Origin of the sequence: Hamadaea sp. NPDC051192, from assembly GCF_040682475.1 — a bacterium.
Taxonomy (GTDB): domain Bacteria; phylum Actinomycetota; class Actinomycetes; order Mycobacteriales; family Micromonosporaceae; genus Hamadaea; species Hamadaea flava.
The window spans coordinates 69,727-94,313 of record NZ_JBFBAZ010000017.1 but is presented as its reverse complement, the minus strand read 5'-3'; the positions used below and the strand labels follow the sequence as shown (position 1 = coordinate 94,313).

The following is a 24,587-nucleotide window of genomic DNA, read 5'->3' as shown; positions in this document are numbered from 1 at the left end:
TGGGGGGGGGGGGGGGGTCGGGGGGTGGGGAGGGGTGCACCGGTAGGGTCGGGGGATGCGCGTACTCGTCATCGGGACCGGGGGCCGGGAGCATGCCCTCGCTGCTGCTCTCGCCAAGGATCCGGCGGTCACGGAGGTGGTGGCCGCGCCGGGGAATCCGGGGATCGCCCAGGTCGCCCGGCTGGCCGAGGTGGATCCGATGGATCCGGCGGCGGTGGCTGAGCTCGCCGTACGCGAGGGCGCCGATCTCGTGGTGATCGGGCCGGAGGCGCCGCTAGTCGCCGGGGTGGCCGATGCCGTACGCGAGCGCGGGATTCCGACGTTCGGCCCGTCGAAGCAGGCCGCGCAGTTGGAGGGGTCGAAGACGTTCGCCAAGGACGTCATGGTGGCCGCGAATGTGCCGACGGCCGGTGCGGTGACGGCCGAGACCGACGACCAGGTGGCTGCCGCGCTGGACGCCTTCGGAAAGCCGTACGTGGTCAAGAACGACGGTTTGGCCGCCGGTAAGGGCGTCGTCGTCACCGACGATCGCGACCACGCGGTTCAGCATGCCCGCGAGTGCGGCCGGGTGGTGATCGAGGAGTACCTCGACGGCCCCGAGGTCTCCCTGTTCGTGGTGACGGATGGCGAGGCCGCCGTACCGCTGATCCCGGCGCAGGACTTCAAGCGCATCGGCGACGGCGACACCGGCCCGAACACCGGTGGGATGGGGGCGTACGCCCCGCTGCCGTGGGCCGACGCCGACCTGGTGCCGACGGTCATGCGTACCGTGGTCGAGCCGACGCTCGCCGAGATGCGCCGCCGGGGCACGCCGTTCGCCGGCCTGCTCTACGTCGGCCTGGCGATCACCTCGGCCGGCCCCAAGGTCATCGAGTTCAACGCCCGCTTCGGCGACCCCGAGACCCAGGTCGTGCTCAGCATGCTCGAGACGCCGCTCGCCGGCCTGCTGCTGGCCGCCGCGTCCGGCTCGCTCGCCGCGCATCCCCCGCTGTCCTGGTCCGCGGGCAGCGCGGTCACCGTCGTGATCGCGTCCGCGGGCTACCCCGGCCGGCCACGCCTGGGTGACGTGATCACCGGCGCCGAGGCCCCGGGGGTCTTTCACGCGGGCACAGGGGTACGCGACGGAGCACTGGTCTCGACGGGCGGCCGAGTTCTGGCGTGCACTGCGACCGGACGTGACCTGGCCGAGGCGCGGCTCAACGCGTACCACTTGGTTGATCAGATCAAGATGGACGGTCAGCAGTTCCGCACGGACATCGCCCTGACGGCAGCCGGTATCTAGCCCGCGAGGGCGTCGGCGGCGGCCGGGTCGCAGTCGCGCACGAATTGGGCGCAGCGGGCGGCCTCGTCGGCCTCGCCGATGGCGTCGGCCGCCACGGCCAGCAGGTGCAGGCAGCGCAGGAAGCCGCGGTTGGGCTCGTGCGACCACGGAACCGGTCCCGAGCCGCGCCAGCCGGCCTTGCGAAGCTGGTCGAGCCCACGGTGATACCCCGTACGCGCGAAGGCGTAGCCGGCGACGGCCTCGCCGTTCGTCAGCGCCCGCGCGGCCAGGGCGGCCCATGCGGCGGAGGAGGCGGGATGGTTCGCCGCCACCGTGACCGGGTCGAGGTCGGCCGCGAGATCGGCGGTGGCCGGGTCGGCGGGGAGCAGCGTGGCGGGCGGCTCGGGCAGGAGGTTTTGCATGATCTCCAACCTACCCGAGCCGCCGGCGCCGGCGTTCGCCGCCGCGACCAGGGGCATGACCTCGGTGGCCCCCGTTCGGCGCGATCTCGCCACGCGTTCGGATGAGCGGCCCGTCCCGCGAGCGGCCGGTACTCCTGATCGCTCAAGCCGCGTATAACTGGAGGTCCGGAGCCTCCCCAGGACCCGGTAAGCGAGGCCCGGCGGTTGACCGCCGGGCCTCGTCCGCATCTCCCCCATGGCAGGCAGATCAGGGATACGCAGGCTAAGGACCCCCATGATCACCGGCATATCCGTGATCTGCGGCAAACCGGGGGGCGGCGCCGAACGCGGCGGAGCTAGGATTCGGCGCGTGTCACCGACGCCACGGCCCGAGGTCATCACGCCGATCGACCACAGCCCCGACGAGATCGAGTCCTATGACGAGCTGCGGCTCCACCTCGACCGGGGGACGCTGACCCGGCTGACGGTGCAGGGACTGGACTTGAGCCAGGTCGACCTGGCCGATGTGGAGGTCGCCGACGCGTTGTTCGTCGGCTGTGCCTTGGGGGATCGCCAAATCCTGGAGCTGATCCGGCGCGGCGCGCATGTCGTGCCGGTGTTCCCGGACACGCCGTTCCCGACCCAGCCGTCGCATTTGTACACTCCGGACGAGCTGGCCGCCGGGTTCGCCGCGGGCGGGTTCGACGCGATGTACGACACCGTCGTCTACCGGCATTATCTGGATCGCGGCGGGGCCAACCCGGACCTGCGGGAGGCCCTGGCCCAGCGCATCCACGACCACGGCATCGAGAACGCCCTCGCCGGGGTGTCCGCCGAGTGGCTCGACCGGCACGGCGCGGCGAGCGTCGTCGGGATCATGGGCGGTCACGCCGAGCATCGGGGCTCGCCGGGCTACCGGGACGCGGCGGCCCTGGCCTGGCGGCTGGCGCAGGCCGATCGGCTGGTGCTGACCGGGGGCGGGCCGGGCGTCATGGAGGCGGCCAACCTGGGGGCGTACCTGGCTGGACGGTCGCTGGACGAACTGACGGCGGCGATCGACGAACTCGCGGCCGAGCCGGACTTCCACGAGACGCAGGCCTACACGGCCGCGGCGTTGCGCGTACGGGACGCCTATGCCCCGCCGCCGTCGGCGAGTTGGGAGCAGGCCGGCGGCCTGGCTATTCCCACCTGGTTCTTCGGGCACGAACCGGCCAACCTGTTCGCGGCCCGGATCGCCAAGCTGTTCAGCAACGCCGCTCGCGAGGAGGTCATCCTCAAGCTGTCGCGCGGCGGGATCGTGTTCGCGCCCGGTCGCGCCGGGACGGTGCAGGAGGTCTTCCAGGCCACCACGATGACGTTCTACGGCACCGTCAGCCCGTCCGGCCCGTACGTGTTCCTCGGCCGTCGTTTCTGGACGGAGGAACTGCCCGTCAGCTCGCTGCTCGCGCCGCTGCTCCGGTGTTCGCCGTTGGGTGACCTGAGCGATCTGATCCACATCACCGACGACGTCGACGAGGCCGCCGAGCTCTTGCTCGGCTGAGGGTCGCACCGAATGGGTATGCTCGCCCCCGTGACGACGCCCGAGCCCGCCTCGCGCTCCCGGCTGGTGCCGTGGGTGGTGCTGCCACTCGTCGTGGTCCTGCTCAGCTGCCTGGGCGCGGCCGCGGGCGTCCTGCTGGCTCGTCAGGACGCACGGCCCGGTGGCCCGTCCGCGCTCGACGTGACGGCCACGCCGTCCGGTTCCGCTTCGCCGAGCACGCGATCCGCGCGCTCATCAGTGGTACGCCTTCCGAAGACCCTGCTCGGGTTGGCGAAGACGACCGACAAGACGTTGCTGGAGTCCGCCGAGAAGGCCGCGAAGACGCAGCGCGCCTCCGAGGCCGACACGAGCCAGGTCCTCGCCACCTACTACGGGTCCTTCGCCAAGAAGAACCTCGTCTTCGTACTGGCGGTGCAGGGTGAGGTGGTCGACGCCGACCACCTGTTCGAGACCGTCACGGCGGCGCTGGAGACTCAGCGCAAGGGCCTGAAGCTGGTCGAGGTCGCCCCCGGACCGCTCGGCGGCCGCGCCGCCTGCGGCGACTCGACGGTCTCCGGCGGCACCATCGCCGAGTGCGTGTGGGTGGACTCGGGGTCCTACGCGTTCGTCGAGTTCTTCGGGGCCAAAGCGGCTACCGTGCAGGACAAGTTCATCAAGGCACGCGGTCAGTTGGAGACGGCGGCCTACTAGGCGATCGGGATCCGGGTCCACCGGCCGACCGGGAGGACCACTTCGGGTTCGCCGGAGATCCCGTTCTCGTCCATCGCGTTGAACAGCTCCAGGCGCAGTCCGTCGAAGATCAGCTCCACCGCGTGCAACGCGGTCGGCCGCCAGTGCGCCGGCATCACCCGTTCGATGAGGTTGACCGCACGCAGTTCCCGCCCACGCGCCGAGACGACGGTGGGATGGGTGTCGCTCCACCAGTCCAGGCGCAGTCCGGGCCACTCGACCGGGGCCTGCATGTCGATGGTGTCCCAGCTGATCGCGCACTCGTCGAACTTGCGATGGGTGATCTCGATGTTGGCGTCGGGGAAACCGAGGACGACCGGGCCGCCGGTGAACCAGGCGTGCGCGTCGAGGTCCCACATCAGCCAGGAGCCGACCAGCGGCTGGCCGATGACCTGCTGGAACCGCGCCCGATGGGCGGCCGCCAGTGCTTGGGCGTCGTGCTGCCAGATCGGCTCGTATCCCTCGATACCCAGCACGACCGACCCTCCCCAACCAAACGATGGACCGGACGATATTACCGAATCGGGCACAAAAAACGGGGGCGCACGCCTGGTGGCGCGGCCCCCGTTATACAACGATCAAGCAATCACTTGCCGAGCGAGGTTCCCACCGAGCGGAGCTGCTGGCAGGCCTCGACGACGCGGGCGGCCAGACCGGCCTCGGCCGACTTGCCCCACGCGCGCGGGTCGTACAGCTTCTTGTTGCCGACCTCGCCCTCGACCTTCAGCACGCCGTCGTAGTTCTTGAACATGTGGTCCACGACCGGGCGGGTGTACGCGTACTGCGTGTCGGTGTCGATGTTCATCTTCACCACGCCGTAGTCCACCGCGTCGCTGATCTCCTGCGGCAGGGACCCCGAGCCCCCGTGGAAGACCAGGTCGAACGGCTTGTCCTTGCCGTACTTGGCGCCGACCGCGTCCTGGATCTCCTTGAGGATCTCCGGGCGCAGCTTCACGTTGCCCGGCTTGTAGACGCCGTGCACGTTGCCGAAGGTGAGCGCCGCCATGTAGCGGCCCTTCTCGCCCAGGCCCAGCGCCGCCGCGGTGGCCAGGCCGTCCCCGATCGTGGTGTACAGCTTCTCGTCGATCGCGCCGACGACGCCGTCCTCCTCGCCGCCGACGACGCCGATCTCGACCTCGAGGACCACCTTGGCGGCCGCGGTCAGGGCGAGCAGCTCCTCCGCGATTTCGAGGTTCTCGGCCAGCGGAACCGCCGAGCCGTCCCACATGTGGGACTGGAACAGCGGGTTCTCGCCCTTCTGGACCCGCTCGGTGGAGATCGCCAGCAGCGGCCGGACGAACTTGTCGAGCTTGTCCTTCGGGCAGTGGTCGGTGTGCAGCGCGATGTTCACGCCGTAGTTCTTCGCCACCTCGTGGGCGAAGGCGGCGAGCGCGACCGAGCCGGTCACCATGTCCTTGACGGTCGGGCCGGACAGGTACTCACCGCCACCGGTGGAGACCTGGATGATGCCGTCGCTCTCCGCCTCGGCGAAGCCCCGAATCGCCGCGTTGAGGGTCTGGGAAGACGTCACGTTGATCGCCGGGTACGCGAAGGCGCCGGCCTTGGCGCGATCGAGCATCTCGGCGTAGATCTCGGGTGAGGCAATAGGCATCTCTGCTGCTCCTGACTGCACTCCTGGCGGCTCGCGCTAGCGCTCCCCGGCGGGCCTGTGCTGAACTGCGGGGACCGCGCTGTCCTTCGTTACCTGGAGTATCTCGCATGCAGCCCTGCCGCACGCAGCCGGGCTGTGGAACGGGTCAGGCCGAGACGCGCTCGTGCTTGCCGCGCTGCCGGTTCCGCTTCTTCTCCTTGCGCGTACGCCACATCTCGATGAAGACCGGGATGAGGGAGATGAGGACGATGAGGAAGACGAACGGCAGGATGTACTTGTCGATCTTGTCCGGACCGCCGATGGCGTCGATGATCTGCTGGGCGAAGAAGTACGCCGCGAGCAGGATGCCGTCGGTCCAGAGGATCGCGCCGACGCAGTTCCAGATGAAGAACTGCCGAGTCGGGACTTCGAGGACGCCGGCGACGGGGTTCATGAAGGTCCGCACGATCGGGATGAACCGGGCGAGGACGATCGCCTTGCGCGGGCCGAACTTCTGGAAGTAGTGCTCGGCCTTCTCGACGTACTCCCGCTTGAAGAGCTTCGAGTCCGGCTTGTCGAACATCTTCCGCCCGTAGCGCGCCCCGAGGAAGTGGCCGAACTGGGCGCCCGCGATGGCACAGAGCGGCGCGAAGATCAGCAGCGGGACGATCGGGATCTGCCAGCCGATCACCTCCGGGGCGGCCGACGAGGCGGCGACGCCGGTCAGGAACAGCAGCGAGTCCCCGGGGAAGAAGAAGCCCACCATGAGGCCGGTCTCGGCGAAGATGATCGCCAGTACGCCGACGAGCGCCCAGTTGGGCCCCATCCACTCCAGGTAGTCCATCGGATTGAGCGGGTTGAATCCCATGGACTCACCGGCCGCCAGCACGCTCTCACTCGTCTTCACGCCGACCAAGGGTACCGGGCAAGCTTTCACCGTGTGCGCACGTCTACTGAGGCGAAGGAGGTGGATGTGACCTACGAGGAGTTCGCGGCCACGCGTCTGGCATCGTTTGCCCGGTATGCCGTGATGCTGACCGGCGACGCCCACAGCGCTCAGGATCTCGTGCAAGAAACCATGGTGCGGGCTCAACTGCACTGGCGGAAGGTCAGCCGAGCCGAATCGCCCGAGGGCTACGTCAAACGCATGATGGTCAACCTGTACATCGACTGGCGGCGGGGTCCCTGGTGGCGGCGTGTCCTGTTGCGCTCGGACGCGGGCGCGGAGGTACGCGTACCAGTCGATCTCGCCGAAGGCGCGGCGGATCGGGACCTGGTCTGGCAGGCCTTGGCCCGGTTGCCCCGGCAGCAGCGCGCCGCGCTCGTCCTGCGGTTCTACGAGGATCTGCCGGACGCCGAGATCGCCGAGGCGCTCGGCTGCACCGTCGGTACCGCGCGCGGCTACATCTCGAAGGCTCTCGCCACACTCCGCACCCGGATGAACCCGGGTCTCGTCTCAGGAGGATCACGGTGAACGAGGAGGACATCCGGGCCACGTTCGCCCGCCACGAAGCGGAGGCACCTGACGTGCAGGATTTGCAAGAGTCGATCGACAAGGAGGTACGCCGGAGACGGCGGCGCCGCACGCGTGCGCTCACCGGCGGCCTCGCCGCAGCGGTTGCGCTGGCCATCGCGGTGCCGGTGTGGCTGGCGCAGCGGGCCGGAATCACCCCGGAGGACGCGGTGAACGTCGCCGCCTCCGCTACCGGCGGCACGCCCCGGAAGGCCCTGAACCTACTGGTGCTCGGCTCCGACAAGCGGGCCGGCTGGGGCGAGAACGAGTCCCGGAGCGACACCATTGTGATCGTGCACATCCCGGCCGATCGGAAGAAGATCTACACGGTCTCGATCGACCGGAACACGATCGTGAACATCCCGGCGGACGCCGCAGCCGACTACAAGGGCGGCCTGGAGAAGCTCAACGCCGCGTTCTACTTTGGATCGCAGGGCGGCGACGGCTGGCGAGGCGGACTTCGGCTCAGCGAGAAGACGCTGCAACAGTCCACCGGCACGGTCTTCGACGGCGGCGCCGTGCTGGAGTACGCCTCGGTGAAGCAGGTCGTCGACGCGTTGGGCGGGGTCCAGGTCTGCCTGCCGGCGGCGATCGATCTCCGGCTGACGGAGAAGAAGCAGCCGGGTGACAAGGTTCTCGGCGCGGGCTGCCACACCGTGTCCGGCGCGGACGCGCTGCTGCTGATGCGGACCCGCTACGGGCTGCCGAACGGGTCCTACGACCGGGACCGCAACCAGCAGCGCGTCCTCGTCGGCATCGCGGCGAAGATCGCCACGCTGAACGTGCTCACCGACGCCGCGCGGCTCGCGAACCTGCTCAAGGTCCAGGGCCTGCGGCTCGACCTCGGCGACGTCAGCCCGGTCGCGCTGGCCGCCGAGCTGAGTGGTCTGACGGCGGCCGACGTCGTGCCGATGTCGCTGGCCAACACCTTTGTCGCGTACCACGGGCCGGGGGCGGACAACGGGCTCTCGGGCGAGGGCATCACGTCGGAGGGCAAGGAGTTGCTCGCGGCGGTCGGGACCGGCACGCTGCCGGAGTTCGCGGCCGCACACCCCAGCCTCGTGCTCCAGCGCTGACCGTCCGGCGGCCGGGGACACACCCCCGGCCGCCGGCTCACGCCAGCAGCGCCTTGAGGAAGATCTGGTCCAGCTGGTTCGCGTCGGTCAAGGGGAACGCTCCGCCGCCGGTGATCTCCGCGATCTGCCTCAGTTCGGTCAGGTCCGCAGTCCCGATGCCCAGCAGGATCACGCGGATCGGTCGCGCCACGTCCGCGAGCGCCTCCAGCTCCAGCTTCACCTTCGCCAGCGTCAGGCCGCCGGACAGGTTGCTGCGGCCGTCGGTGAAGACCACGATCGTGTTCGAACGCTCCGGGTCATAGGACGCCTTCAACGACTTGTACGCCGAAAGCAGCGCCTCGAACAGCGGACACTCGTCGGTGCCGGCCAGGTGTGCCGCGCGCATGGTCTGGTCGAGCCTCTGGCGCTGAACCGTGTCCAGCGTGCCCATCTGGACGAGGGGCTGGGTGCCCCGCCCGGCGAAACCCCACAGCGCGAGCTGACTGTCCGAGGTGAACAGGGTCAGCCCATGGGTGGCCGATTCCTGCATCAGCTTCAGCCGGGTCTTCCCGGACGCGTTCAGCGGCAGGCTCATCGACGACGTCACGTCGGCCAGGGTGATGACCTTCGACGGCGTCTTGGCCGCCACCCAGATGCTGAGCGCTGTGCGTACGGCGGTCTGGTCGGTCACCGGCTGGACGTGCGCCTGCGTCGCGGTCACTCCGTGGCCGACGGTGAAGCCCGGACCGGCCACGCCCGACGGCGTACGCAGACCGTGCCGGCCCAGCACGTCGGCGTACGCCTCACTGCTGAGCGCCGACCGGAACGCCTCGGCCGCCAACCGCACCTTCGGCGTCTTCTGGGTGAGGACGGCGTACGGGAAGTCCAATGTGGGTTCGACGGCGAGCGGGACGGCGGCCGCCTTCACCGTCGGATTGCCCGCGTTGTACTGGATCACCGACTGTTCGCTCATCGGCGCCGCGCCGAGCCCGGTCGCGAATCCGGCGAACAGATCCTTCGTGTCCGCGTACGCCTTGTCGGTGTTGACCCGCAGGCGGAACGCGCCGACCAGTTTGGGCAGATCCGACTCCTGGGTGACGACGACGTCCTTGAGGAGCATCGCGCCGACGAGGCCGGCGGTGTCCCGCCGCGGATCGGTCATGCCGAGCTTCACCTTGCCGTCGGCCAGGAGCGCGCCCATCGCCTTGGCGTCCAGCGGTCCGGTGCCGAGTTGCCGGGCGACCGCTTCGGGCATGCCGACGACGACCGGGCTGATCGCCACCGACGGCGTCGTCAGATCGAAGGCGTCCCGGTCGACCGCGCGTACGCGACCGAGCCAGGCCGACGAATCGGGGATCCATACCGCAGGCAGATCGGCCTCGGTCGGAGTGGGCACCGGGCTGCGCCCGATGTCCACCGTGCCACCGGAGTACGTGCCGAGCGCGTTGGCCATCTCGGCCGACGACCGGGGCTGCACCTCGACGTTGACGCACGAAGCGGCGTCCTTGGCCGCGGTCTGCTGCCAGGAGTTGGCGATCTCGATGAGCGCCGGAGCGATCGCCGGATCAGCCGCGACGACCAGCCGCGTGCCGGTGCTGGTGCCGCACCCGTCCGCGTCCGCCGTCACTGTCTTCACGAGTACGCCCAGGCTCAGCAGGAGCACGGTGGCTCCGGCTACCGCCAGGGTGAGCTGCCCCGGTCCACGCCGGGGGCGATGCCGCCCTGCCATCTCTCACCTCGTCGCGCGGCCCGGACCGGCTCGGTGCCGGTGGGGAGACCGGTCGCGCTCGAAGCCCACAGCTTAGAGGCGAATGAATTTCGTGCAACACCCAGATCTCAGCCGGGTGAAGTAGTCGTCTGAATACGACGAAGGGAGCGCCTCGCTCGCAGGCGCTCCCTTCGGTGATGCCGTAGTTCGTCGGAATCGTTTGCGCGATTCGCCGACGAAGTTCAGCGGGCCTTCTTCGTGGCGCGCTTACGCGGCGGCGTCAGCAGCTCCGCCACAGTCGCGATCGCCGACGGAACAAGGCTGTAGTAGGCCCAGACACCGCGCTTGTCCCGGTTGAGCAGACCGGCCTCGGTCAGGATGCGCAGGTGGTGGCTAACAGTGGGCTGAGACAGACCGAGCGGAGCGGTCAGGTCGCAGACGCAGGCCTCACCCTCCGGAGCGGACTGGATGAGGCTCAGCAGGCGCAGGCGGGCCGGGTCGGCCAGAGCCTTGAGGACCCCGGCGAGGCGCTCCGCGTCCGCCTTCTCGATGGGCTCACCGGCGAGCGGCGAGACGGGGGGCAATGGGTTATCCACCAGGGCAGTTCCCACTTACTCCATCCTTCCAAGTGAACAATTGACTTGTCTGCATATTAGCAGGTCCAAGTCTAAAGATGTGCTACCGACTCAATCCGAGGTCGGACAGGGTGAAAGCGGCGCGGTACGGCAGACCAGCTGCTCGAACCGCATCGCCGGCGCCTCGATCGACAATAACCGCAACGCCGATGACTTCCGCACCGGCCTCCCGCAAGGCGTCGACAGCGGTGAGAACGCTACTCCCCGTAGTCGAGGTGTCCTCCACAGCGACGACCCGGCGACCGGCGACGTCTGGCCCCTCGATCCGGCGCTGCAGCCCGTGAGCCTTGCCCGCCTTGCGGACGACGAACGCGTCGACCGGGCGATCGGTGCCCGCACTGGCGTGCAGCATGGCCGCCGCGACCGGGTCCGCGCCGAGCGTCAGCCCGCCGACCGCGTCGTAGTCCCAGTCGGCGACCAGGTCCAGCAGAACCCGCCCCACCAGGGGCGCACTCGCGTGGTGCAAGGCGATGCGGCGCAGATCGAGGTAGTAGTCGGCCTCCGCTCCGGAGGAGAGGATCACCCGTCCATGCACCACTGCTAGGTCAGTGATGAATTTACGGAGGTCTTCGCGATCCGACATGCTGCCGACTGTACCGCATGCCACCTGGGAGTCTTACTGGGAGTCACCGACAGTCCGCCCCATACTCTTCGCGCCGCGCGGCATGATGCGGTGCAACAGGGCCCGCGGCGTGATCTTCAAGGCGCCCACGGCGACCTTGTAGCGGACGCTCGGCACGCTGACGAGCTTGCCTTTCCGCAGGTCACGCATACCCTGCCGGACGACGTCCGGAGCCTGCAGCCACACGAAGCCCGGCATCTGGTGAGCGGCGATCCCGGCGCGCTGATGAAATTCGGTACGCGTGAATCCCGGGCACAGCGCCATCACGCGTACGCCCCGGTGTTTGACGAGCATGCCGACCGCCTCACTGAAGCTGGTCACCCATGCCTTGCTGGCCGGATAGGTCGAACCCGGCATTGTCGCGGCGAATCCGGCGACCGAGGAGACGTTCACGATCGCCCCTTTTCCTCGCTCCACCATCTTCGGGAGCGCGGAATGAGTGAGACGCATCACTGCGACGATGTTCAGGTTCAGCAGATGAAGTTCATCCTCTACATCGGACTTAAGGAACGACTTGTTGAGTCCGAGTCCCGCATTGTTCACGAGCAGGTCGATCGGTTCCGTCGTGAGCACCTTTTCGACCGCGGCCAGCCCCTCCGGCTTCGTCAAGTCGGCCGGGACCGGCGTCGCGCGTACCCCATGTTCTTGAGCGAGTTGCGCGCAGAAGGCGGCGAGCCGCTCAGCGTCCCGGGCGACGAGGATCAGGTCCATGCCCGCGGCCGCGCGGTCGCGGGCGAACTGGGCGCCGATGCCGGCCGTGGCACCAGTGATCAGAGCGGTCGGTGCCATCGCGACATCCTCTACGTCGTGGGTGGCTGCCACATCGGCGTGACCTTGCGGAAGAAGGCGTTCGCCACCGGCATCGCGAGCAGTATGGCTACCGCGAGGTAGCCGAGCAACTGGAGAATCGCGGCCGTTCCGCCGAGCCCGACCTGCCAACCGGGCACCGCGTCCGCCATCGCGCGAGCCAGATCCACTTGTTCCTGGGCCTGCTGATCGCCTTCGACGGTGATCCGGTCGAGGTTCTTGAGGAAGATGAGCCCGGCTCCGCCGCAGCACGCGCACAGCGCGCCGATGCCGCACAGCACCCAGGTGGTGATCCGGGCGGCGTTGCTGCCCTTGACGAGGAAGTACGCCAGCACCAGCAGCACGATGGCGATCAGCAGGCCGATCACCGCGCTCAGAATGGTTTGCAGGCGCAGCTGCGTGACCTGATCGTCGATCTTCTGCGGGGACACCCCCACCCGCAGCGCCAGTACGCGGAACCGGTCGACCGTGGACCCGAGCGACGCGAGGCTGACGATCGCGTTGAGCAGGCCGATGACCCCCAGGACGACGAGGATGACCGCGGCGGTGACGACGACCGCGGGCGCCTTGCGGGCCGGCTGCACCGCCGGTGGGCCGTAGCTCGACATGAAGCATCCCCCCGAATCAGTTCTAACAGGACGAAACTAACCCGGGGGGATGCGACGGCGCAGACGTTTCGGCCGGTCAGGTAGTCGGATAGGTCGGGTAAGGCGGGGTCCACCCGGCGTTCGGGGCAGGCTTGCGGAAGTACGCGTTCGCCGCCGGCAGGACCAGCAGGATGATGACCGCGAGCGCGATCAGCGCCTGCAGCGCGCTCAGGGAGACGGAGACGGGGTGGACCCAGCCGGGGGTGGCCGCTTCGAGCCGCCGCTGGAGTTCCTCCGCGTCGACGCCGTTGGTGCTCGACGAACCGCTGAACGACATCCCGGTTCCGTTGGTGGCGGTCCCGGCGCCGGCGCAGCAGAGCAGCAGACCGGCCATGACCCAGGTGACGATCCGGGCGGGTTGCTTGCCCTTGAGGTCCAGCACGCCCAGGGTGATGAAGCCGACGGCGAAGATCACGACGAACAGAGCCGCGACGCCGATGCTAACGGCCATGATCACGCCGGCGGAGTCCTCCATCGGCGTGCCCTTGTAGACCTCGGGGAACACGTCGCCCATCGCCTGGTAGGTCGGGATGCTGACGAGCAGCCCGATGACCTGGAGCGCGGCGAGCAGATAGAGCAGGAAGCCGGCGGTGGTCACCACGGCCGGACGAGGGGGCCGCTCCGGTTCCACCACGGCGACCGGGGGTGGGGGTGGCATGGTCATGCGCCACACCGTACCCAATCCGGGCTATTTTCTCAGGCCCAGGTCACAGGTCCATGAGCGCGGCCCGAGCGGCGCTGTACGCCGTGACGACGTCCCGGACCGGAGCCATCACATAGGACTCGGCGACGCGGGCGTACTCGGCCTTCGTCCGGCGATCCTTCTCGTCCTGCGCCTTGCGGCCCAGCCCGGGTACCACCGCGCCGACCGCCCGGCGCCAGCCGCCGCCCTTGTCGAAGGCGTTGACCCGTTCGGACGCGCGCTCCAACGCCGCGGGCAACTCGGCGGCCCGCAGGGTCGCGGCCTCCGAGATCGCCTCGAACCACACCTTCGGCAACCCGTACGCCGCGTGCTCCGCGTACTGCTCGGCCGCCTCGACCAGCCGGTCCTTCGAACCTCTGGCCCGGTGGAAGCCGTCGGCCAGGACGGACGGGCTGACGACGGGGGCGGGTCCGCCGAACAGTTCGGCGAGATCCTCGAGGACGACCACGAGATCGGTGTCGAGCCGCTCCAGCACCGCCCGGCGACCGACGACCGACGGTTCGAGCATCTCCCGGAGCTGGCGGATGCCGGCGAAGCCGGCGATCCCGGCGCCGGTCGCGGCGAGCGGCGACTTCGACGGATCGGGCTTGCGGAAGGTCGACCGTGGCCGCGCCGGCGGACCGGGCACCTCGTCGGTCGCGGAGGTCGCCACGAGCGGCACGTCGGTCAGGCCGCCCTCGTCGAGCAGCCGTCGCAGGTCACCCGCCACCTGCGGCAGGTTGGCCGGGAGCAGCCGGTCGGTCTGGTTCAGGGCGACGACGAAGCCGCCCCGGCTGGTGGCCAGCCGGCGCAGGTAGCCGTCGTGGACCACGAGATCGGAGTACTTCTGCGGGTCGGTCACCCAGACCACCACGTCGACCAGTTCCAGCAGCCGGTCGACCTCAGCCCGGTGCGCGGGCTGGATCGAGTCCACGTCGGGCAGATCCAGCAGGACCATGCCCCGCAGGCCCACCTCGTCGTCGCCGTCCAGCGCGGACTCCCGGGTGAACCGGCGACGGGGCTGCACCCCGAGCCAGTCGAGCAGGGCCTCGCCGCCGTCGCGATCGCCCCAGACACACGCGTACGCCTCGGCGGTGGTCGGCCGCAGCACCCCGACCGGCGACCGGTCGAGCGAGGTGAAGGCGTTGAACATGCTGGACTTGCCGCTGCCGGTCGTCCCGGCCAGCGCCACCGTCGTGTGGGAGAGGGACAGCTCCAAGCGCGCCGAGGCGCGAGCCGCCGCCGCACGAGCGATCACCAGGCGGTCGGCGGGCAGGTAAGGGCCCGCCACGTCGAGGACGGCTCGGAGGGTGTCGACCTTCGCGTGCACCGACGACGGAGTCGGTGCGCCGTCAGCCCGCTGGGCGCCCCCCGCGCGATCCGGCGTCAGCCGGGCGGTCTTCCTGCTCATAGTGTGACAGTCTCCCCGACGTCTGAACCTTGCGGAATGTCAGCCGCAGGCCGTTCCGGTCGCCCGTTCGGCTGACCGTTAGACGTCGAGGATTGGACCACATCCGCCGGGTCCGTGTCGGCGGGGTCGGCCTCCGCCGAGGTGGCATCGGCGGTTTCCGCCTCAGGTTCCGCCTCTTCCCACGTTCCGGGCTCGTCGTGCACGTCCTGCTTTTCGCGCAGAACGACCGTTTCCCGCATCTCATCCCGCACGTCGGCGGGTTCCGCGGCTGGTTCGAGGGCGAGGTCCGGGACAGGTTCGGGGGCCAGCAGCCGGGCGGGTTCCGGCGCCGGTTCGGCGGCCGGCTGGGCCGGGGCCGGCGGGCCGGCGACGACCGCGGCGAGCCAGCCGCGCAGCGGCGCCACCAGATCGTCGGGCAGCATGCCCTGCCGGTCGAGCCGGGTCTCCGGAATCAGGAACAGCGGCGGCTCGGGCGGGCCGAGCAGCTCCCGCATGTGGTCCACGATGTCGTACGCGAACCCGGCGGGCACCCGATCGAGGATGATCCCGAGCGCGACCTGCCGCTCCCGCGCGGCCCGCAGCCGCGCCCAGGCGGCCGCGTCGGCATAGCGGGACGCGGTGGTGACGAAGAGCCAGAGGTCGGCCGCGGCGAGCACACGATCCGCGGCGGCCCGGTCGACGTCGCCGACCGAGTCGGAGTCGGGGGCGTCGATCAGGGCGATGCCCTCGGGCATCACGGGGGCGCAGATGGGACGCAGGCCGTGGCGGCGGACTGTCGCCCAGTCGCGGGGATTGCAGACCAGCACCGGCTGGCGGGTGGTCGGGCGGAGCACCCCGGCTGCGCTGACGGGCGCCCTGACCAGGCTGTTGAGCAGCGTCGACTTACCAGCGCCGGTGGGTCCGCCGACCACCGCGAGCAGGGGAGCCTGGGCCGCGCCATGAGTCACGCAGACCAGACTAGACTGCCGTACGCCGATGTGACTTGACTGTGAAAGACTCAACCCTCTGCTTGACGATGGGCGCGCATGTGTCAGTATTGAGTCCGATCCACTCAACTTAGGCTCAGTACAGCTTCAGTACCGGCTTGAAACCGGCTTGAACCTGCTTGATACCTGGAGGAATACGACATGGCACGTGCGGTCGGCATCGACCTGGGGACGACCAACTCGGTGGTCAGCGTCCTGGAGGGTGGCGAGCCCACCGTCATCGCGAACGCCGAGGGCTCCCGCACGACCCCCTCGATCGTGGCGTTCGCCAAGAACGGCGAGGTGCTCGTCGGCGAGGTGGCCAAGCGTCAGGCCGTCACCAACCCGGACCGGACGATCCGGTCGGTCAAGCGTGAGATGGGCACCAACTGGACCATCGACATCGACGGCAAGAAGTACACCCCGCAGGAGATCTCCGCGCGGGTGCTAATGAAGCTCAAGCGCGACGCCGAGGCGTACCTGGGTGAGAACATCACCGACGCGGTCATCACGGTCCCGGCGTACTTCAACGACGCCCAGCGCACCGCCACCAAGGAGGCGGGCGAGATCGCGGGCTTCAACGTCCTGCGGATCGTCAACGAGCCGACCGCGGCCGCTCTCGCGTACGGGCTGGACAAGGGCACCAAGGAGCAGACCGTCCTCGTCTTCGACCTCGGCGGCGGCACCTTCGACGTCTCCCTGCTGGAGCTGGGCGAGGGCGTCATCGAGGTCAAGTCGACCGCCGGTGACAACCACCTCGGCGGCGACGACTGGGACGACCGGGTCATCGACCACCTGATCAAGACCTTCCGCGGGCAGTACGGCATCGACCTGAGCGCCGACAAGATGGCCATGCAGCGCCTCAAGGAGGCGGCGGAGAAGGCCAAGATCGAGCTCTCGGCGGCCCAGACCACCAGCATCAACCTGCCCTACATCACGGCCGGCCCGGACGGCCCGCTGCACCTGGACACCTCGCTCACCCGGGCCGAGTTCCAGCGGATCACCCAGGACCTCCTGGACCGCTGCAAGACCCCGTTCGAGCAGGCGATCAAGGACGGCGGCGTCAAGGTCGCCGACATCGACCACGTGATCCTGGTCGGCGGCTCGACCCGGATGCCCGCCGTCTCCGAGCTGGTCAAGCAGCTGACCGGCGGTCGTGAGGCCAACAAGGGCGTCAACCCGGACGAGGTCGTCGCGGTCGGCGCGGCCCTCCAGGCCGGTGTGCTCAAGGGTGAGGTCAAGGACGTCCTGCTGCTCGACGTGACCCCGCTCAGCCTGGGCATCGAGACCAAGGGCGGCATCTTCACCAAGCTCATCGAGCGGAACACGACGATCCCGACCAAGCGCTCGGAGATCTTCACGACCGCCGACGACAACCAGCCCTCGGTGCTCATCCAGGTCTTCCAGGGCGAGCGCGAGATCGCGGCGTACAACAAGAAGCTCGGCACCTTCGAGCTGACCGGCCTGCCGCCGGCGCCCCGGGGCGTACCGCAGATCGAGGTCACCTTCGACATCGACGCCAACGGCATCGTCCACGTCAACGCCAAGGACCTGGGCACCGGCAAGGAGCAGTCGATGACGATCACCGGCGGCTCGGCGCTGCCGAAGGACGACATCGACCGCATGATGCGCGACGCTCAGGAGCACGCCGACGAGGACAAGCGTCGCCGGGACGAGGCCGAGACGCGCAACGTCGCCGAGCAGCTCCAGTGGCAGACCGAGAAGTTCCTCGCCGAGAGCGGTGACAAGCTCCCCGCCGACGCGAAGGACAAGCTGAACGACGCTCTCACCGAGGTGCGTTCGGCGCTGGGCGGCACCGACCTGGAGAAGATCAAGACGGCGCACGAGAACCTCGCCCGCGTCTCCTCGGAGGCCGGTTCGCTGCTCTACGGCCAGAACGCCCAGGGCGCGGCGGCCGGCGGCGAGTCCGCCGACGGCCCGGGTGCGGCCAAGGGCGGCCCGGAGGACGTCGTCGACGCCGAGATCATCGACGAAGACGGGAAGAAGTGACCGACAGCAACGGCAAGACCCCGGCGGATCAGTCCGCCGGGGCTGCCGAGCGAATCGTGATCCGGGACAAGCGGAAGATCACTCCGATGGGAGACGCGGCGGGGAAGGACAAGCCCGCGTCGCAGAAGGACGGAGCGACCATGCCTACGCCTGAAGACTCGGCCGCCAAGAGCACCGAGCCGGCGGAGACCGCCGAGACCGTCACCGAACCGGCCGCGGACGCGGCGACTTCGGAGGCTGCCGCGGAGTCGGAGGCGACGACGGCCGCTGATTCGGAGACGCCGGCGGCTGAGGCCGCTCCGGTTGCGGACACCACGGCGGACGAATCCGCCGAGGCCGCACCGGAGACCGAGGCCGCAGAGGTGCCGAAGGCGGAGACCCCGACCGCTGAGCCCGAGGAGGCGCCGGCCAAGAAGGCGGCCGCCCCCGAGGAGGAGGACGACTCGGGACCGCTCGGGGCGGAGCTGGAGATGCTGCGCAAGCAGCTCGACGAGGCTCAGGTCGACATCAAGCGGGTGGCCGCGGAGTACAAGAACTACCGCGACCGCGTCAAGCGCGATCAGGCCACCGCGTCCGAGGTGGCCGTGGCCGGCGTGCTCGCGGCGTTGCTGCCGGTGCTCGACGACCTCGACCGGGCGCGCGACCACGGCGACCTGACCGGCCCGTTCGGCTCGGTCGCCGAGCAGCTGCTGACGGTGGTCGGCAAGTTCAACCTGACCGCGTTCGGGGCCAAGGGCGACCCGTTCGACCCGAACCTGCACGAGGCGGTCGCGCACCTGCCGTCGCCGGACGTCACCGAGGAAACCTGCATCGACGTCATGCGCCGCGGCTACATGTTGGGTGACCGGCTGCTGCGACCGGCCATGGTCGCGGTCGCCGCGCCACCGGAGTAAAGAACTAGCACGGGGGATCGTGCGGGTCCCGTCGGCGACGGCGGGACCCGCACGCACAGGTCGGGGCGAGAAGGGAGGACGGGCACCGGTGACCTCGAAGGACTGGCTGGAGAAGGACTTCTACGCCGTGCTCGGGGTGGCGAAGAACGCCACCGCCGACGAGATCAAGCGGGCGTACCGAAGGCTGGCCCGCGAGCTCCACCCGGACCACAACCCCGGCAATCCGCAGGCCGAGGAACGCTTCAAGAGCGTGTCCGAGGCGTACGCCGTGCTGTCGGACGACAAGCAGCGTCGCGAGTACGACGAGATGCGCTCGCTCTTCGAGGCCGGGGCGTTCCGGCGGGGCGCCCGCACGGGCGGCTACACCGCGCCCGGCGGCTTCGAGGACGTGTTCGGCGGCGGCGACTCCCGATTCGGCGGAGCGGGTTTCTCCGACCTGTTCAGCACGATCTTCTCCGGCGGCAACGCGCCCGGCGCGACCCGTCGGGGGCCCGCCCGCGGCCGGGACGTCGAGACCGACGTGATCCTGGAGTTCCGCGAGGCGGTCAAGGGCACCACCAAGCCCGTCACCGTACGCTCGCCGGGCGTCTGCGACGTCTGCCACGGCAACGGCGCCCGTCCGGGGACACTCCCCCGCACCTGCCCGGTCTGCCAAGGCAGCGGCTTCGTGCCCCGGGCTCAGGGCGCGTTCAGCTTCTCCGAGCCCTGCCGCGAATGCCAGGGTGTCGGCACAGTCGTCGACGAGAAATGCCACGAGTGCCACGGCACCGGCGGCGTCACCAAGACGCGTACGCTCAACGTCCGCATCCCGGCGGGAGTCGCCGACGGGCAGCGCATCCGGCTGGCCGGACGCGGCGAGCCCGGCGAACGCGGCGGGTCGGCCGGTGACCTCTACGTCCTGGCGCGCGTACGCCCGGATCCGATCTTCGGCCGCTCGGGCGACGATCTGACGTTGACCGTCCCGATCGGTTACTGGGAGGCGGCGTTCGGCGTCGACCTCCGCGTGCCGACCCTCGACGGCCCGGTGACCCTCCGCGTCCCGGCCGGTACGCCGAGCGGCCGCACGCTCCGCGTACGCGGGAAGGGGGTGGCCCGCAAGGACGGCCGGACCGGCGATCTGCTGGTCACCGTGGAGATCGAGGTCCCGAAGGACCTCACCGCCGACGCCCGGGCGGCGTTGGAGAACTACGCGCACTTCGCGCCGCGTCCGTCCCGCCAGCACCTGGACGTGCACCTGCGGGAGCCGAGCGAGGGAGAGGTCCACTATGGATGACCCTGGTTGGCGGGAGACCGAGATCCAGATCGACGCCAAGGTGCTCATCATCTCCGTGGCGGCGCAGATGGCCGGGATGCACCCGCAGACGCTGCGGCAGTACGACCGGCTCGGACTCGTCCAGCCGGGCCGCGCGGCCGGCGGCGGCCGCCGTTACAGCCTCCGCGACGTGCAACTGCTGCGCGAGGTGCAGCGGCTCAGCCAGGACGAGGGCGTCAACCTGGCCGGGATCAAGCGGATCATCGACCTCGAGAACCTCGTGGCTCACTTGGAGGAGCAGGTCAACGAGCTGCGGGAGATCGCCCAGGCGGCCCTGCAGCGGGTGGCCGAGCTGGAGGCGATGTCGCCCTTCCCCCGCCGCGACCTCCTACCCTCCCCCCGCCAGACGAACGCCCTAGTCGTCTGGAAGCCCCAAAACCGCTCTTGATCTTGCTCTTGATCTTGCCCAAAGCCCGATAGCGCACGTCATTTGTTTCCTGGCAAGGCGCACGACACCGCCGTTGGCTTTGGCGCAGTGGCCCGTAGGGCCTCTTCGTCAGGGGCGGGTGGGCGGGAAGGTGGCGAGTAACGCCGCCAGGGAGCAAATGACGGGCGCTTCACAATCTCCGGCCGGAGCGGACCAGGCCGCCTTCACACCATTCGTGGTACTCGAAGAGTTCTTGGCGCGCCATGAGCATCCGCGTGTTGTGCGCCCAGGTCACCATCAGCTCGTCGCCTTCTTCCTCGGCGACCTCGACCAGCTTGCGCAGCTTCTTGCGCGGGTGCGCCCGGAAGCTCGTGCGGATGCCGTCGGCGGCGTAGATGTAGACGCAGTGCAGGGCGAATCGGCGGGCCGGGCAGCTCGGGTCCATGGCCAGGTCGAACAGCGGATCGATGAGCCGATCGTTGGACACCAGCAGGTCCCAGTCGGGGGGCAGCGTCTGCAACGGGACCGAGTCCGGCGAGTACGCCCACGCGCGCAACTCCGCCGGCCGTGGATCGACCGGATTCACGAAACCGCGGAACACCGCCTGTTGGACGCTCACCATGTGCTCCCGAGGAAGGGCCTTCCTGGCTCAGCCGCGATGCTGCGGCGACACCGTAGCGTGCTGGCTCGGTGACACGGCATTTCCGATGCCAAGCCGTTATATGTCATTCCCGGACCCATTCCGGGGACCCGCGATGTAGCGCCCCGAAGTTGAGTCGACTAGACTCAACCCACGATGGACACTCAACGCCTCACCACCAAATCCCGGGAAGTCATCGCCGGTGCGGTAGCCATCGCCGGGCAGCGCGGACACGCCGTCGTCGAGGCCTGGCACCTGCTGCTCGCCCTCCTCGACACAGGCGGTTCGACCGCAGCCGGGCTACTCCGCGCCGTGGGGGCCAACCCCGCCGACGTACGCCGTGCCGCCGCCCGCTCGGTCGAGCAGATGCCCACGGCCCGGGGCTCCAGCGTCGCCGAGCCGACGCTGTCCCGGGAGTTCCTGAACTCCCTCAACGCCGCCGAGCAGATCGCCCGGCCGCTCGGCGACGAATACGTCTCGACCGAGCACCTGCTGGCCGGGCTCGCCCAGGTCGGTGGGGCCGTCGGCGACCTGCTCAAGCAGCACGGCGCGACGGAGCAGCAGCTGGTCGCCGCCTTCCCGACGATCCGCGGCGGCGAGCGCCGGGTCACCAGCCCCGATCCCGAGCAGCAGTACCAGGCGCTCGAGAAGTACGGCATGGATCTGACCGCCCGTGCCCGGGAGGGCAAGGTCGACCCGGTCATCGGGCGCGACGCCGAGATCCGGCGGGTCATCCAGGTGCTCTCGCGGCGTACCAAGAACAATCCGGTGCTCATCGGCGAGCCCGGCGTCGGCAAGACCGCCATCGTCGAGGGCCTCGCCCAGCGCATCGTCGCCGGCGACGTCCCCGAGTCGTTGCGCGACAAGCGGCTGGTGAGCCTCGACCTCGGGGCCATGGTCGCCGGCGCGCAGTACCGGGGGCAGTTCGAGGAGCGGCTGAAGAGCGTCCTCGAGGAGATCACCGGCAGCGACGGCCAGATCATCACCTTCATCGACGAGCTGCACACGGTGGTCGGCGCGGGCAAGGGCGAAGGCTCGATGGACGCCGGCAACATGCTCAAGCCCATGCTCGCCCGGGGCGAGCTGCGGATGGTCGGCGCGACCACGCTCGACGAATACCGCGAGCACATCGAGGCGGACCCGGCCCTCGAACGGCGCTTCCAGCCCGTCCTGGTCGGCGAGCCGTCCATCGAGGACACCATCGGCATCCTGCGCGGGCTCAAGGAACGCTACGAGGTGCACCACGGCGTACGGATCACCGACGCCGCGCTCGTCGCCGCGGCCTCGCTCAGCGACCGCTACATCGCCGACCGATTCCTGCCCGACAAGGCCATCGACCTCGTGGACGAGGCCGCGTCGCGGTTGCGCATGGAGATCGACTCGCGTCCCGTCGAGGTCGACGTGATCGAGCGAGCGGTACGCCGCCTGGAGATCGAGGAGATGGCGCTGGCGAAGGAGAGCGACCCGGCTTCGGCCGAGCGCCTCGATCGGCTGCGCGCCGAACTGGCCGACAAGCGGGAACAACTCACCGCCTTGAGCGAGCGGTGGCAGACCGAGAAGTCGCACATCCAGGCGATCTCAGCGGCCAAGGAGGAGCTGGAGGCGCTGCGCGGCGAGGCCGACCGGGCCGAACGCGACGCCGACCTCGGCCGCGCCTCCGAGTTGCGCTACGGCCGCATCCCGGAGCTGGAACGCAAGCTGACCGAGGCCGAGACCGAGCTGGCCGGGCTGCAGGACCACGGCGCGATGCTCAAGGAGGAGGTCGGCCCGGACGACATCGCCGAGGTGGTGGCGTCGTGGACCGGCATCCCCGCCGGACGGATGCTCGAAGGCGAGACGGCCAAGCTGCTGCGGATGGAGGATTCGCTCGGCTCCCGGGTCATCGGGCAGCCCGAAGCGGTCGCCGCGGTGAGCGACGCCGTACGCCGGGCGCGGGCCGGCGTCGCCGACCCCGACCGGCCCACCGGCTCCTTCCTGTTCCTCGGCCCGACCGGGGTCGGCAAGACCGAGCTGGCCAAGGCGCTCGCCGAGTTCCTCTTCGACGACGAGCGCGCCATGGTCCGCATCGACATGAGCGAGTACGCCGAACGCCACTCGGTCGCTCGGCTGGTCGGCGCCCCGCCCGGTTACGTCGGATACGACGAGGGCGGTCAGCTCACCGAGGCGGTCCGGCGGCGGCCGTACTCCGTCGTGCTCCTCGACGAGGTGGAGAAGGCCCACCCCGACGTCTTCGACGTGCTGTTGCAGGTGCTGGACGACGGACGGCTCACCGACGGCCAGGGGCGTACGGTCGACTTCCGGAACACCATCCTGATCCTGACCTCGAACCTGGGATCACACGCGATCGCCGATCCGGCGCTGAGCGAACAGCAGCGGCAGGACTCGGTGATGGCGAGCGTCCGGGCGCACTTCAAGCCGGAGTTCCTCAACCGGCTCGACGACATCGTGGTGTTCCACGCGCTGAGCGAGAACGAGCTGTCGGCCATCGTGGAGATCCAGATCGACCGGCTGCGGCGGCGCCTCGCCGAGCGCCGGCTCACCCTGGAGGTCACCGCCGACGCGCTGGGCTGGTTGTCCGGGCACGGCTACGACCCCGTGTACGGCGCTCGCCCGCTGCGGCGGCTGGTGCAGACGGCGATCGGCGACAAACTCGCCCGCGCCCTGCTCGCCGGGGAGATCCACGACGGCGACACCGTACGCGTCGACCGAGAGAATGACGGCCTCATCCTCAAACAGTGACAGGGTTCCCTCGAACAGCGGGATCGTCCTGCTGAAACAGCGGAAGTGGGGACGGTCTAGATCGGATAGCGTCGCCGGTCATGACCGCCCCCACCGCCGTCACCGGTGACTTCCTGCCGACCGTGCCACAGCGTGGCCCGCGACCGGCCACCGTCACCATCGGAGCCGCGTTCCAGGCCGCGGCGGTGGTGGTCTTCCTGCTGCTGATCGCGGCGGCCTGGATCGCCCGGGCGCAATACGACGGGTACGCCGACGAGGCTGCCCGGCTCGTCTCGGCCCGGCCGGGCGAACTCGACGCCGAGCATTCGAGCAACCTGACCATGGCGATCGCGATCAGCGTCCTGGCAGGGCTGCCCGCACTGTGGTTCGCCGCGACTCTGTGGCCGCTGTTCCGCGGGGCCAACGTGGCTCGCATCCTGGCCGCGATCGGCGCCTTCGCCATTCCCGCGCTCGGCCTGCTCATGGTGATCGGCAGCTGCCTCAGCGGGATGTTCCTGCTGGCCTTCCTCGCCGGTATGCCGTTCGACGAGGAGCCGATCACGATCGACGACTCCGGCGGGGACTACCCCGACGACTTCCCGGACGACTTCTCCGGGTCGCCGTTTCAGGAGAAGCTCTGGGACCTGCAGTCGTCGGCGCCGTTCGACATCGCCGGGCTGATTCCGCTCGCCCTGTTCGCCGTCGTCTGCGTCCTCGCCGTGACCGCGATCATGTACGTCCTGCCGTCGACCAACCGCTGGTACAACCCGGCTCGGGCGATCCCACGTGGACGGCCGTATCCGGTCTATTACCCCGTTTACTACCCGTACCCGGGTGCGTACCCGCCGCCTGGCGCGCCGACGATGCCTCTCCCGCCGACTACGCCTACGCCTCCCCCACCGGCCACCGAGCCCCCGAACGTTCAGCCCCCAGCCGCCGAACCCGCAGCCGCCGAGCCGCCGGCCGTCGACCCCGCAGCCGTCGAGCCATCAGTCGTCGAGTCGCCAGCCGCTACGCCGCCAGCCGTCGAGCACCCGGCAGCCGAACCGCCCGCTGACCCGCCGCGGTCCTGATCCCGCT

General features: G+C 69.7%; 24 protein-coding genes. 11 read left to right on the top strand and 13 right to left on the bottom strand.

The genetic code is table 11. The features are described from left to right. Window positions 1–55 precede the first annotated feature (55 nt). On the top strand, window positions 56–1,282 hold the full coding sequence (gene purD, locus AB0M47_RS10455) for a phosphoribosylamine--glycine ligase (protein WP_363411466.1): 1,227 nt from the start codon (window positions 56–58) through the stop codon (window positions 1,280–1,282). Here the strand turns inward: purD and AB0M47_RS10450 are convergent. Further along, window positions 1,279–1,683: a DUF3151 domain-containing protein gene (locus AB0M47_RS10450; protein WP_363411464.1), complete on the bottom strand. Its 405-nt coding sequence runs from the start codon at window positions 1,681–1,683 to the stop codon at window positions 1,279–1,281. The genes purD and AB0M47_RS10450 overlap by 4 nt on opposite strands. A 349-nt stretch (window positions 1,684–2,032) precedes the next feature. Here AB0M47_RS10450 and AB0M47_RS10445 point away from each other — a divergent pair, with 349 nt between their 5' ends. Next, complete coding sequence (locus AB0M47_RS10445) at window positions 2,033–3,202, top strand: hypothetical protein (protein ID WP_363411462.1); 1,170 nt, start codon at window positions 2,033–2,035, stop codon at window positions 3,200–3,202. 30 nt (window positions 3,203–3,232) lie between these two features. Beyond that, window positions 3,233–3,892 carry a hypothetical protein gene (locus AB0M47_RS10440; RefSeq protein WP_363411460.1) on the top strand — a complete coding sequence of 220 codons (660 nt, stop codon included), beginning with the start codon at window positions 3,233–3,235 and terminating at the stop codon, window positions 3,890–3,892. Here the strand turns inward: AB0M47_RS10440 and AB0M47_RS10435 are convergent. From AB0M47_RS10435 to AB0M47_RS10425, 3 genes are all read right to left on the bottom strand, one after another. Then, on the bottom strand, window positions 3,889–4,407 hold the full coding sequence (locus AB0M47_RS10435) for a hypothetical protein (protein WP_253758978.1): 519 nt from the start codon (window positions 4,405–4,407) through the stop codon (window positions 3,889–3,891). The two genes, AB0M47_RS10440 and AB0M47_RS10435, sit on opposite strands and share 4 nt — an antisense overlap. A 110-nt stretch (window positions 4,408–4,517) precedes the next feature. After that, window positions 4,518–5,543, bottom strand: a complete 1,026-nt coding sequence (gene fbaA, locus AB0M47_RS10430) for a class II fructose-bisphosphate aldolase (protein WP_253758980.1) — start codon at window positions 5,541–5,543, stop codon at window positions 4,518–4,520. Window positions 5,544–5,688: 145 nt separating this feature from the next. Then, window positions 5,689–6,390: a VTT domain-containing protein gene (locus AB0M47_RS10425; protein ID WP_363411475.1), complete on the bottom strand. Its 702-nt coding sequence runs from the start codon at window positions 6,388–6,390 to the stop codon at window positions 5,689–5,691. Between the two features lie 72 nt (window positions 6,391–6,462). On the opposite strand from AB0M47_RS10425, the gene AB0M47_RS10420 reads away from it, so the two are divergent. After that, window positions 6,463–6,996, top strand: coding sequence for a SigE family RNA polymerase sigma factor (locus AB0M47_RS10420; RefSeq protein ID WP_363411458.1), 534 nt, complete (start codon window positions 6,463–6,465; stop codon window positions 6,994–6,996). Beyond that, a complete protein-coding gene (locus AB0M47_RS10415; protein ID WP_363411456.1) occupies window positions 6,993–8,111 on the top strand; it encodes an LCP family protein in 1,119 nt (372 codons plus the stop codon). The genes AB0M47_RS10420 and AB0M47_RS10415 overlap by 4 nt, the downstream gene beginning before the upstream one ends. 37 nt (window positions 8,112–8,148) lie before the next feature. Here the strand turns inward: AB0M47_RS10415 and AB0M47_RS10410 are convergent, their stop codons facing one another. The 8 genes from AB0M47_RS10410 to AB0M47_RS10375 all read right to left on the bottom strand — a co-directional run bounded on the left by AB0M47_RS10410 (window position 8,149) and on the right by AB0M47_RS10375 (window position 15,549). Then, window positions 8,149–9,819: a substrate-binding and VWA domain-containing protein gene (locus tag AB0M47_RS10410; protein WP_363411454.1), complete on the bottom strand. Its 1,671-nt coding sequence runs from the start codon at window positions 9,817–9,819 to the stop codon at window positions 8,149–8,151. A gap of 221 nt (window positions 9,820–10,040) precedes the next feature. Then, window positions 10,041–10,409 carry a metalloregulator ArsR/SmtB family transcription factor gene (locus tag AB0M47_RS10405; protein WP_253758988.1) on the bottom strand — a complete coding sequence of 123 codons (369 nt, stop codon included), beginning with the start codon at window positions 10,407–10,409 and terminating at the stop codon, window positions 10,041–10,043. A gap of 67 nt (window positions 10,410–10,476) precedes the next feature. Further along, window positions 10,477–11,016 carry an orotate phosphoribosyltransferase gene (gene pyrE / locus AB0M47_RS10400; RefSeq protein WP_253758990.1) on the bottom strand — a complete coding sequence of 180 codons (540 nt, stop codon included), beginning with the start codon at window positions 11,014–11,016 and terminating at the stop codon, window positions 10,477–10,479. A 33-nt stretch (window positions 11,017–11,049) separates the two neighbouring features. Next, entirely contained in the window at window positions 11,050–11,844 is a 795-nt protein-coding gene (locus AB0M47_RS10395) for an SDR family oxidoreductase (protein WP_363411473.1), read from the bottom strand. 11 nt (window positions 11,845–11,855) lie between these two features. After that, window positions 11,856–12,470: a hypothetical protein gene (locus AB0M47_RS10390; protein ID WP_363411451.1), complete on the bottom strand. Its 615-nt coding sequence runs from the start codon at window positions 12,468–12,470 to the stop codon at window positions 11,856–11,858. 76 nt (window positions 12,471–12,546) lie between these two features. Then, window positions 12,547–13,173 carry a hypothetical protein gene (locus tag AB0M47_RS10385; RefSeq protein WP_253758996.1) on the bottom strand — a complete coding sequence of 209 codons (627 nt, stop codon included), beginning with the start codon at window positions 13,171–13,173 and terminating at the stop codon, window positions 12,547–12,549. A 43-nt stretch (window positions 13,174–13,216) separates the two neighbouring features. Next, on the bottom strand, window positions 13,217–14,602 hold the full coding sequence (locus tag AB0M47_RS10380) for a hypothetical protein (RefSeq protein ID WP_363411449.1): 1,386 nt from the start codon (window positions 14,600–14,602) through the stop codon (window positions 13,217–13,219). Then, window positions 14,599–15,549 (bottom strand): hypothetical protein, encoded by a 951-nt coding sequence (locus AB0M47_RS10375; protein WP_363411447.1) that lies wholly within the window; start codon window positions 15,547–15,549, stop codon window positions 14,599–14,601. Before AB0M47_RS10375 ends, AB0M47_RS10380 begins: the two co-directional genes overlap by 4 nt. Window positions 15,550–15,729: 180 nt before the next feature. On the opposite strand from AB0M47_RS10375, the gene dnaK reads away from it, so the two are divergent. From dnaK to AB0M47_RS10355, 4 genes are all read left to right on the top strand, one after another. Continuing rightward, the gene (dnaK, locus tag AB0M47_RS10370) at window positions 15,730–17,577 is read left to right on the top strand and encodes a molecular chaperone DnaK (RefSeq protein WP_363411445.1); all 1,848 of its coding nucleotides are present in this window, start codon (window positions 15,730–15,732) and stop codon (window positions 17,575–17,577) included. Further along, window positions 17,574–18,470, top strand: a complete 897-nt coding sequence (gene grpE, locus AB0M47_RS10365; RefSeq protein WP_363411443.1) for a nucleotide exchange factor GrpE — start codon at window positions 17,574–17,576, stop codon at window positions 18,468–18,470. The genes dnaK and grpE overlap by 4 nt, the downstream gene beginning before the upstream one ends. A gap of 88 nt (window positions 18,471–18,558) precedes the next feature. After that, on the top strand, window positions 18,559–19,743 hold the full coding sequence (dnaJ, locus tag AB0M47_RS10360; protein ID WP_363411441.1) for a molecular chaperone DnaJ: 1,185 nt from the start codon (window positions 18,559–18,561) through the stop codon (window positions 19,741–19,743). Then, window positions 19,736–20,170, top strand: coding sequence for a helix-turn-helix transcriptional regulator (locus tag AB0M47_RS10355; RefSeq protein WP_363411439.1), 435 nt, complete (start codon window positions 19,736–19,738; stop codon window positions 20,168–20,170). The genes dnaJ and AB0M47_RS10355 overlap by 8 nt, the downstream gene beginning before the upstream one ends. Before the next feature lie 169 nt (window positions 20,171–20,339). Here AB0M47_RS10355 and AB0M47_RS10350 read toward each other — a convergent pair whose 3' ends face one another. Then, complete coding sequence (locus tag AB0M47_RS10350) at window positions 20,340–20,768, bottom strand: hypothetical protein (protein ID WP_363411437.1); 429 nt, start codon at window positions 20,766–20,768, stop codon at window positions 20,340–20,342. A 177-nt stretch (window positions 20,769–20,945) separates the two neighbouring features. Here AB0M47_RS10350 and clpB point away from each other — a divergent pair, with 177 nt between their 5' ends. Both clpB and AB0M47_RS10340 read left to right on the top strand, forming a co-directional pair. Then, window positions 20,946–23,528, top strand: coding sequence for an ATP-dependent chaperone ClpB (gene clpB, locus AB0M47_RS10345; RefSeq protein ID WP_363411435.1), 2,583 nt, complete (start codon window positions 20,946–20,948; stop codon window positions 23,526–23,528). A gap of 80 nt (window positions 23,529–23,608) precedes the next feature. Then, window positions 23,609–24,580 carry a hypothetical protein gene (locus tag AB0M47_RS10340; protein ID WP_363411433.1) on the top strand — a complete coding sequence of 324 codons (972 nt, stop codon included), beginning with the start codon at window positions 23,609–23,611 and terminating at the stop codon, window positions 24,578–24,580. Window positions 24,581–24,587 lie beyond the last annotated feature (7 nt).

Coding starts and splice junctions, on each gene's coding strand:
- purD (WP_363411466.1), top strand. CDS start 56: ATGCGCGTACTCGTCATCGGGACCGGGGGCCGGGAGCATGCCCTCGCT.
- AB0M47_RS10450 (WP_363411464.1), bottom strand. CDS start 1,683: ATGCAAAACCTCCTGCCCGAGCCGCCCGCCACGCTGCTCCCCGCCGAC.
- fbaA (WP_253758980.1), bottom strand. CDS start 5,543: ATGCCTATTGCCTCACCCGAGATCTACGCCGAGATGCTCGATCGCGCC.
- AB0M47_RS10425 (WP_363411475.1), bottom strand. CDS start 6,390: ATGGGATTCAACCCGCTCAATCCGATGGACTACCTGGAGTGGATGGGG.
- AB0M47_RS10410 (WP_363411454.1), bottom strand. CDS start 9,819: ATGGCAGGGCGGCATCGCCCCCGGCGTGGACCGGGGCAGCTCACCCTG.
- pyrE (WP_253758990.1), bottom strand. CDS start 11,016: ATGTCGGATCGCGAAGACCTCCGTAAATTCATCACTGACCTAGCAGTG.
- AB0M47_RS10395 (WP_363411473.1), bottom strand. CDS start 11,844: ATGGCACCGACCGCTCTGATCACTGGTGCCACGGCCGGCATCGGCGCC.
- AB0M47_RS10390 (WP_363411451.1), bottom strand. CDS start 12,470: ATGTCGAGCTACGGCCCACCGGCGGTGCAGCCGGCCCGCAAGGCGCCC.
- AB0M47_RS10385 (WP_253758996.1), bottom strand. CDS start 13,173: ATGACCATGCCACCCCCACCCCCGGTCGCCGTGGTGGAACCGGAGCGG.
- AB0M47_RS10380 (WP_363411449.1), bottom strand. CDS start 14,602: ATGAGCAGGAAGACCGCCCGGCTGACGCCGGATCGCGCGGGGGGCGCC.
- dnaK (WP_363411445.1), top strand. CDS start 15,730: ATGGCACGTGCGGTCGGCATCGACCTGGGGACGACCAACTCGGTGGTC.
- AB0M47_RS10355 (WP_363411439.1), top strand. CDS start 19,736: ATGGATGACCCTGGTTGGCGGGAGACCGAGATCCAGATCGACGCCAAG.
- clpB (WP_363411435.1), top strand. CDS start 20,946: ATGGACACTCAACGCCTCACCACCAAATCCCGGGAAGTCATCGCCGGT.
- AB0M47_RS10340 (WP_363411433.1), top strand. CDS start 23,609: ATGACCGCCCCCACCGCCGTCACCGGTGACTTCCTGCCGACCGTGCCA.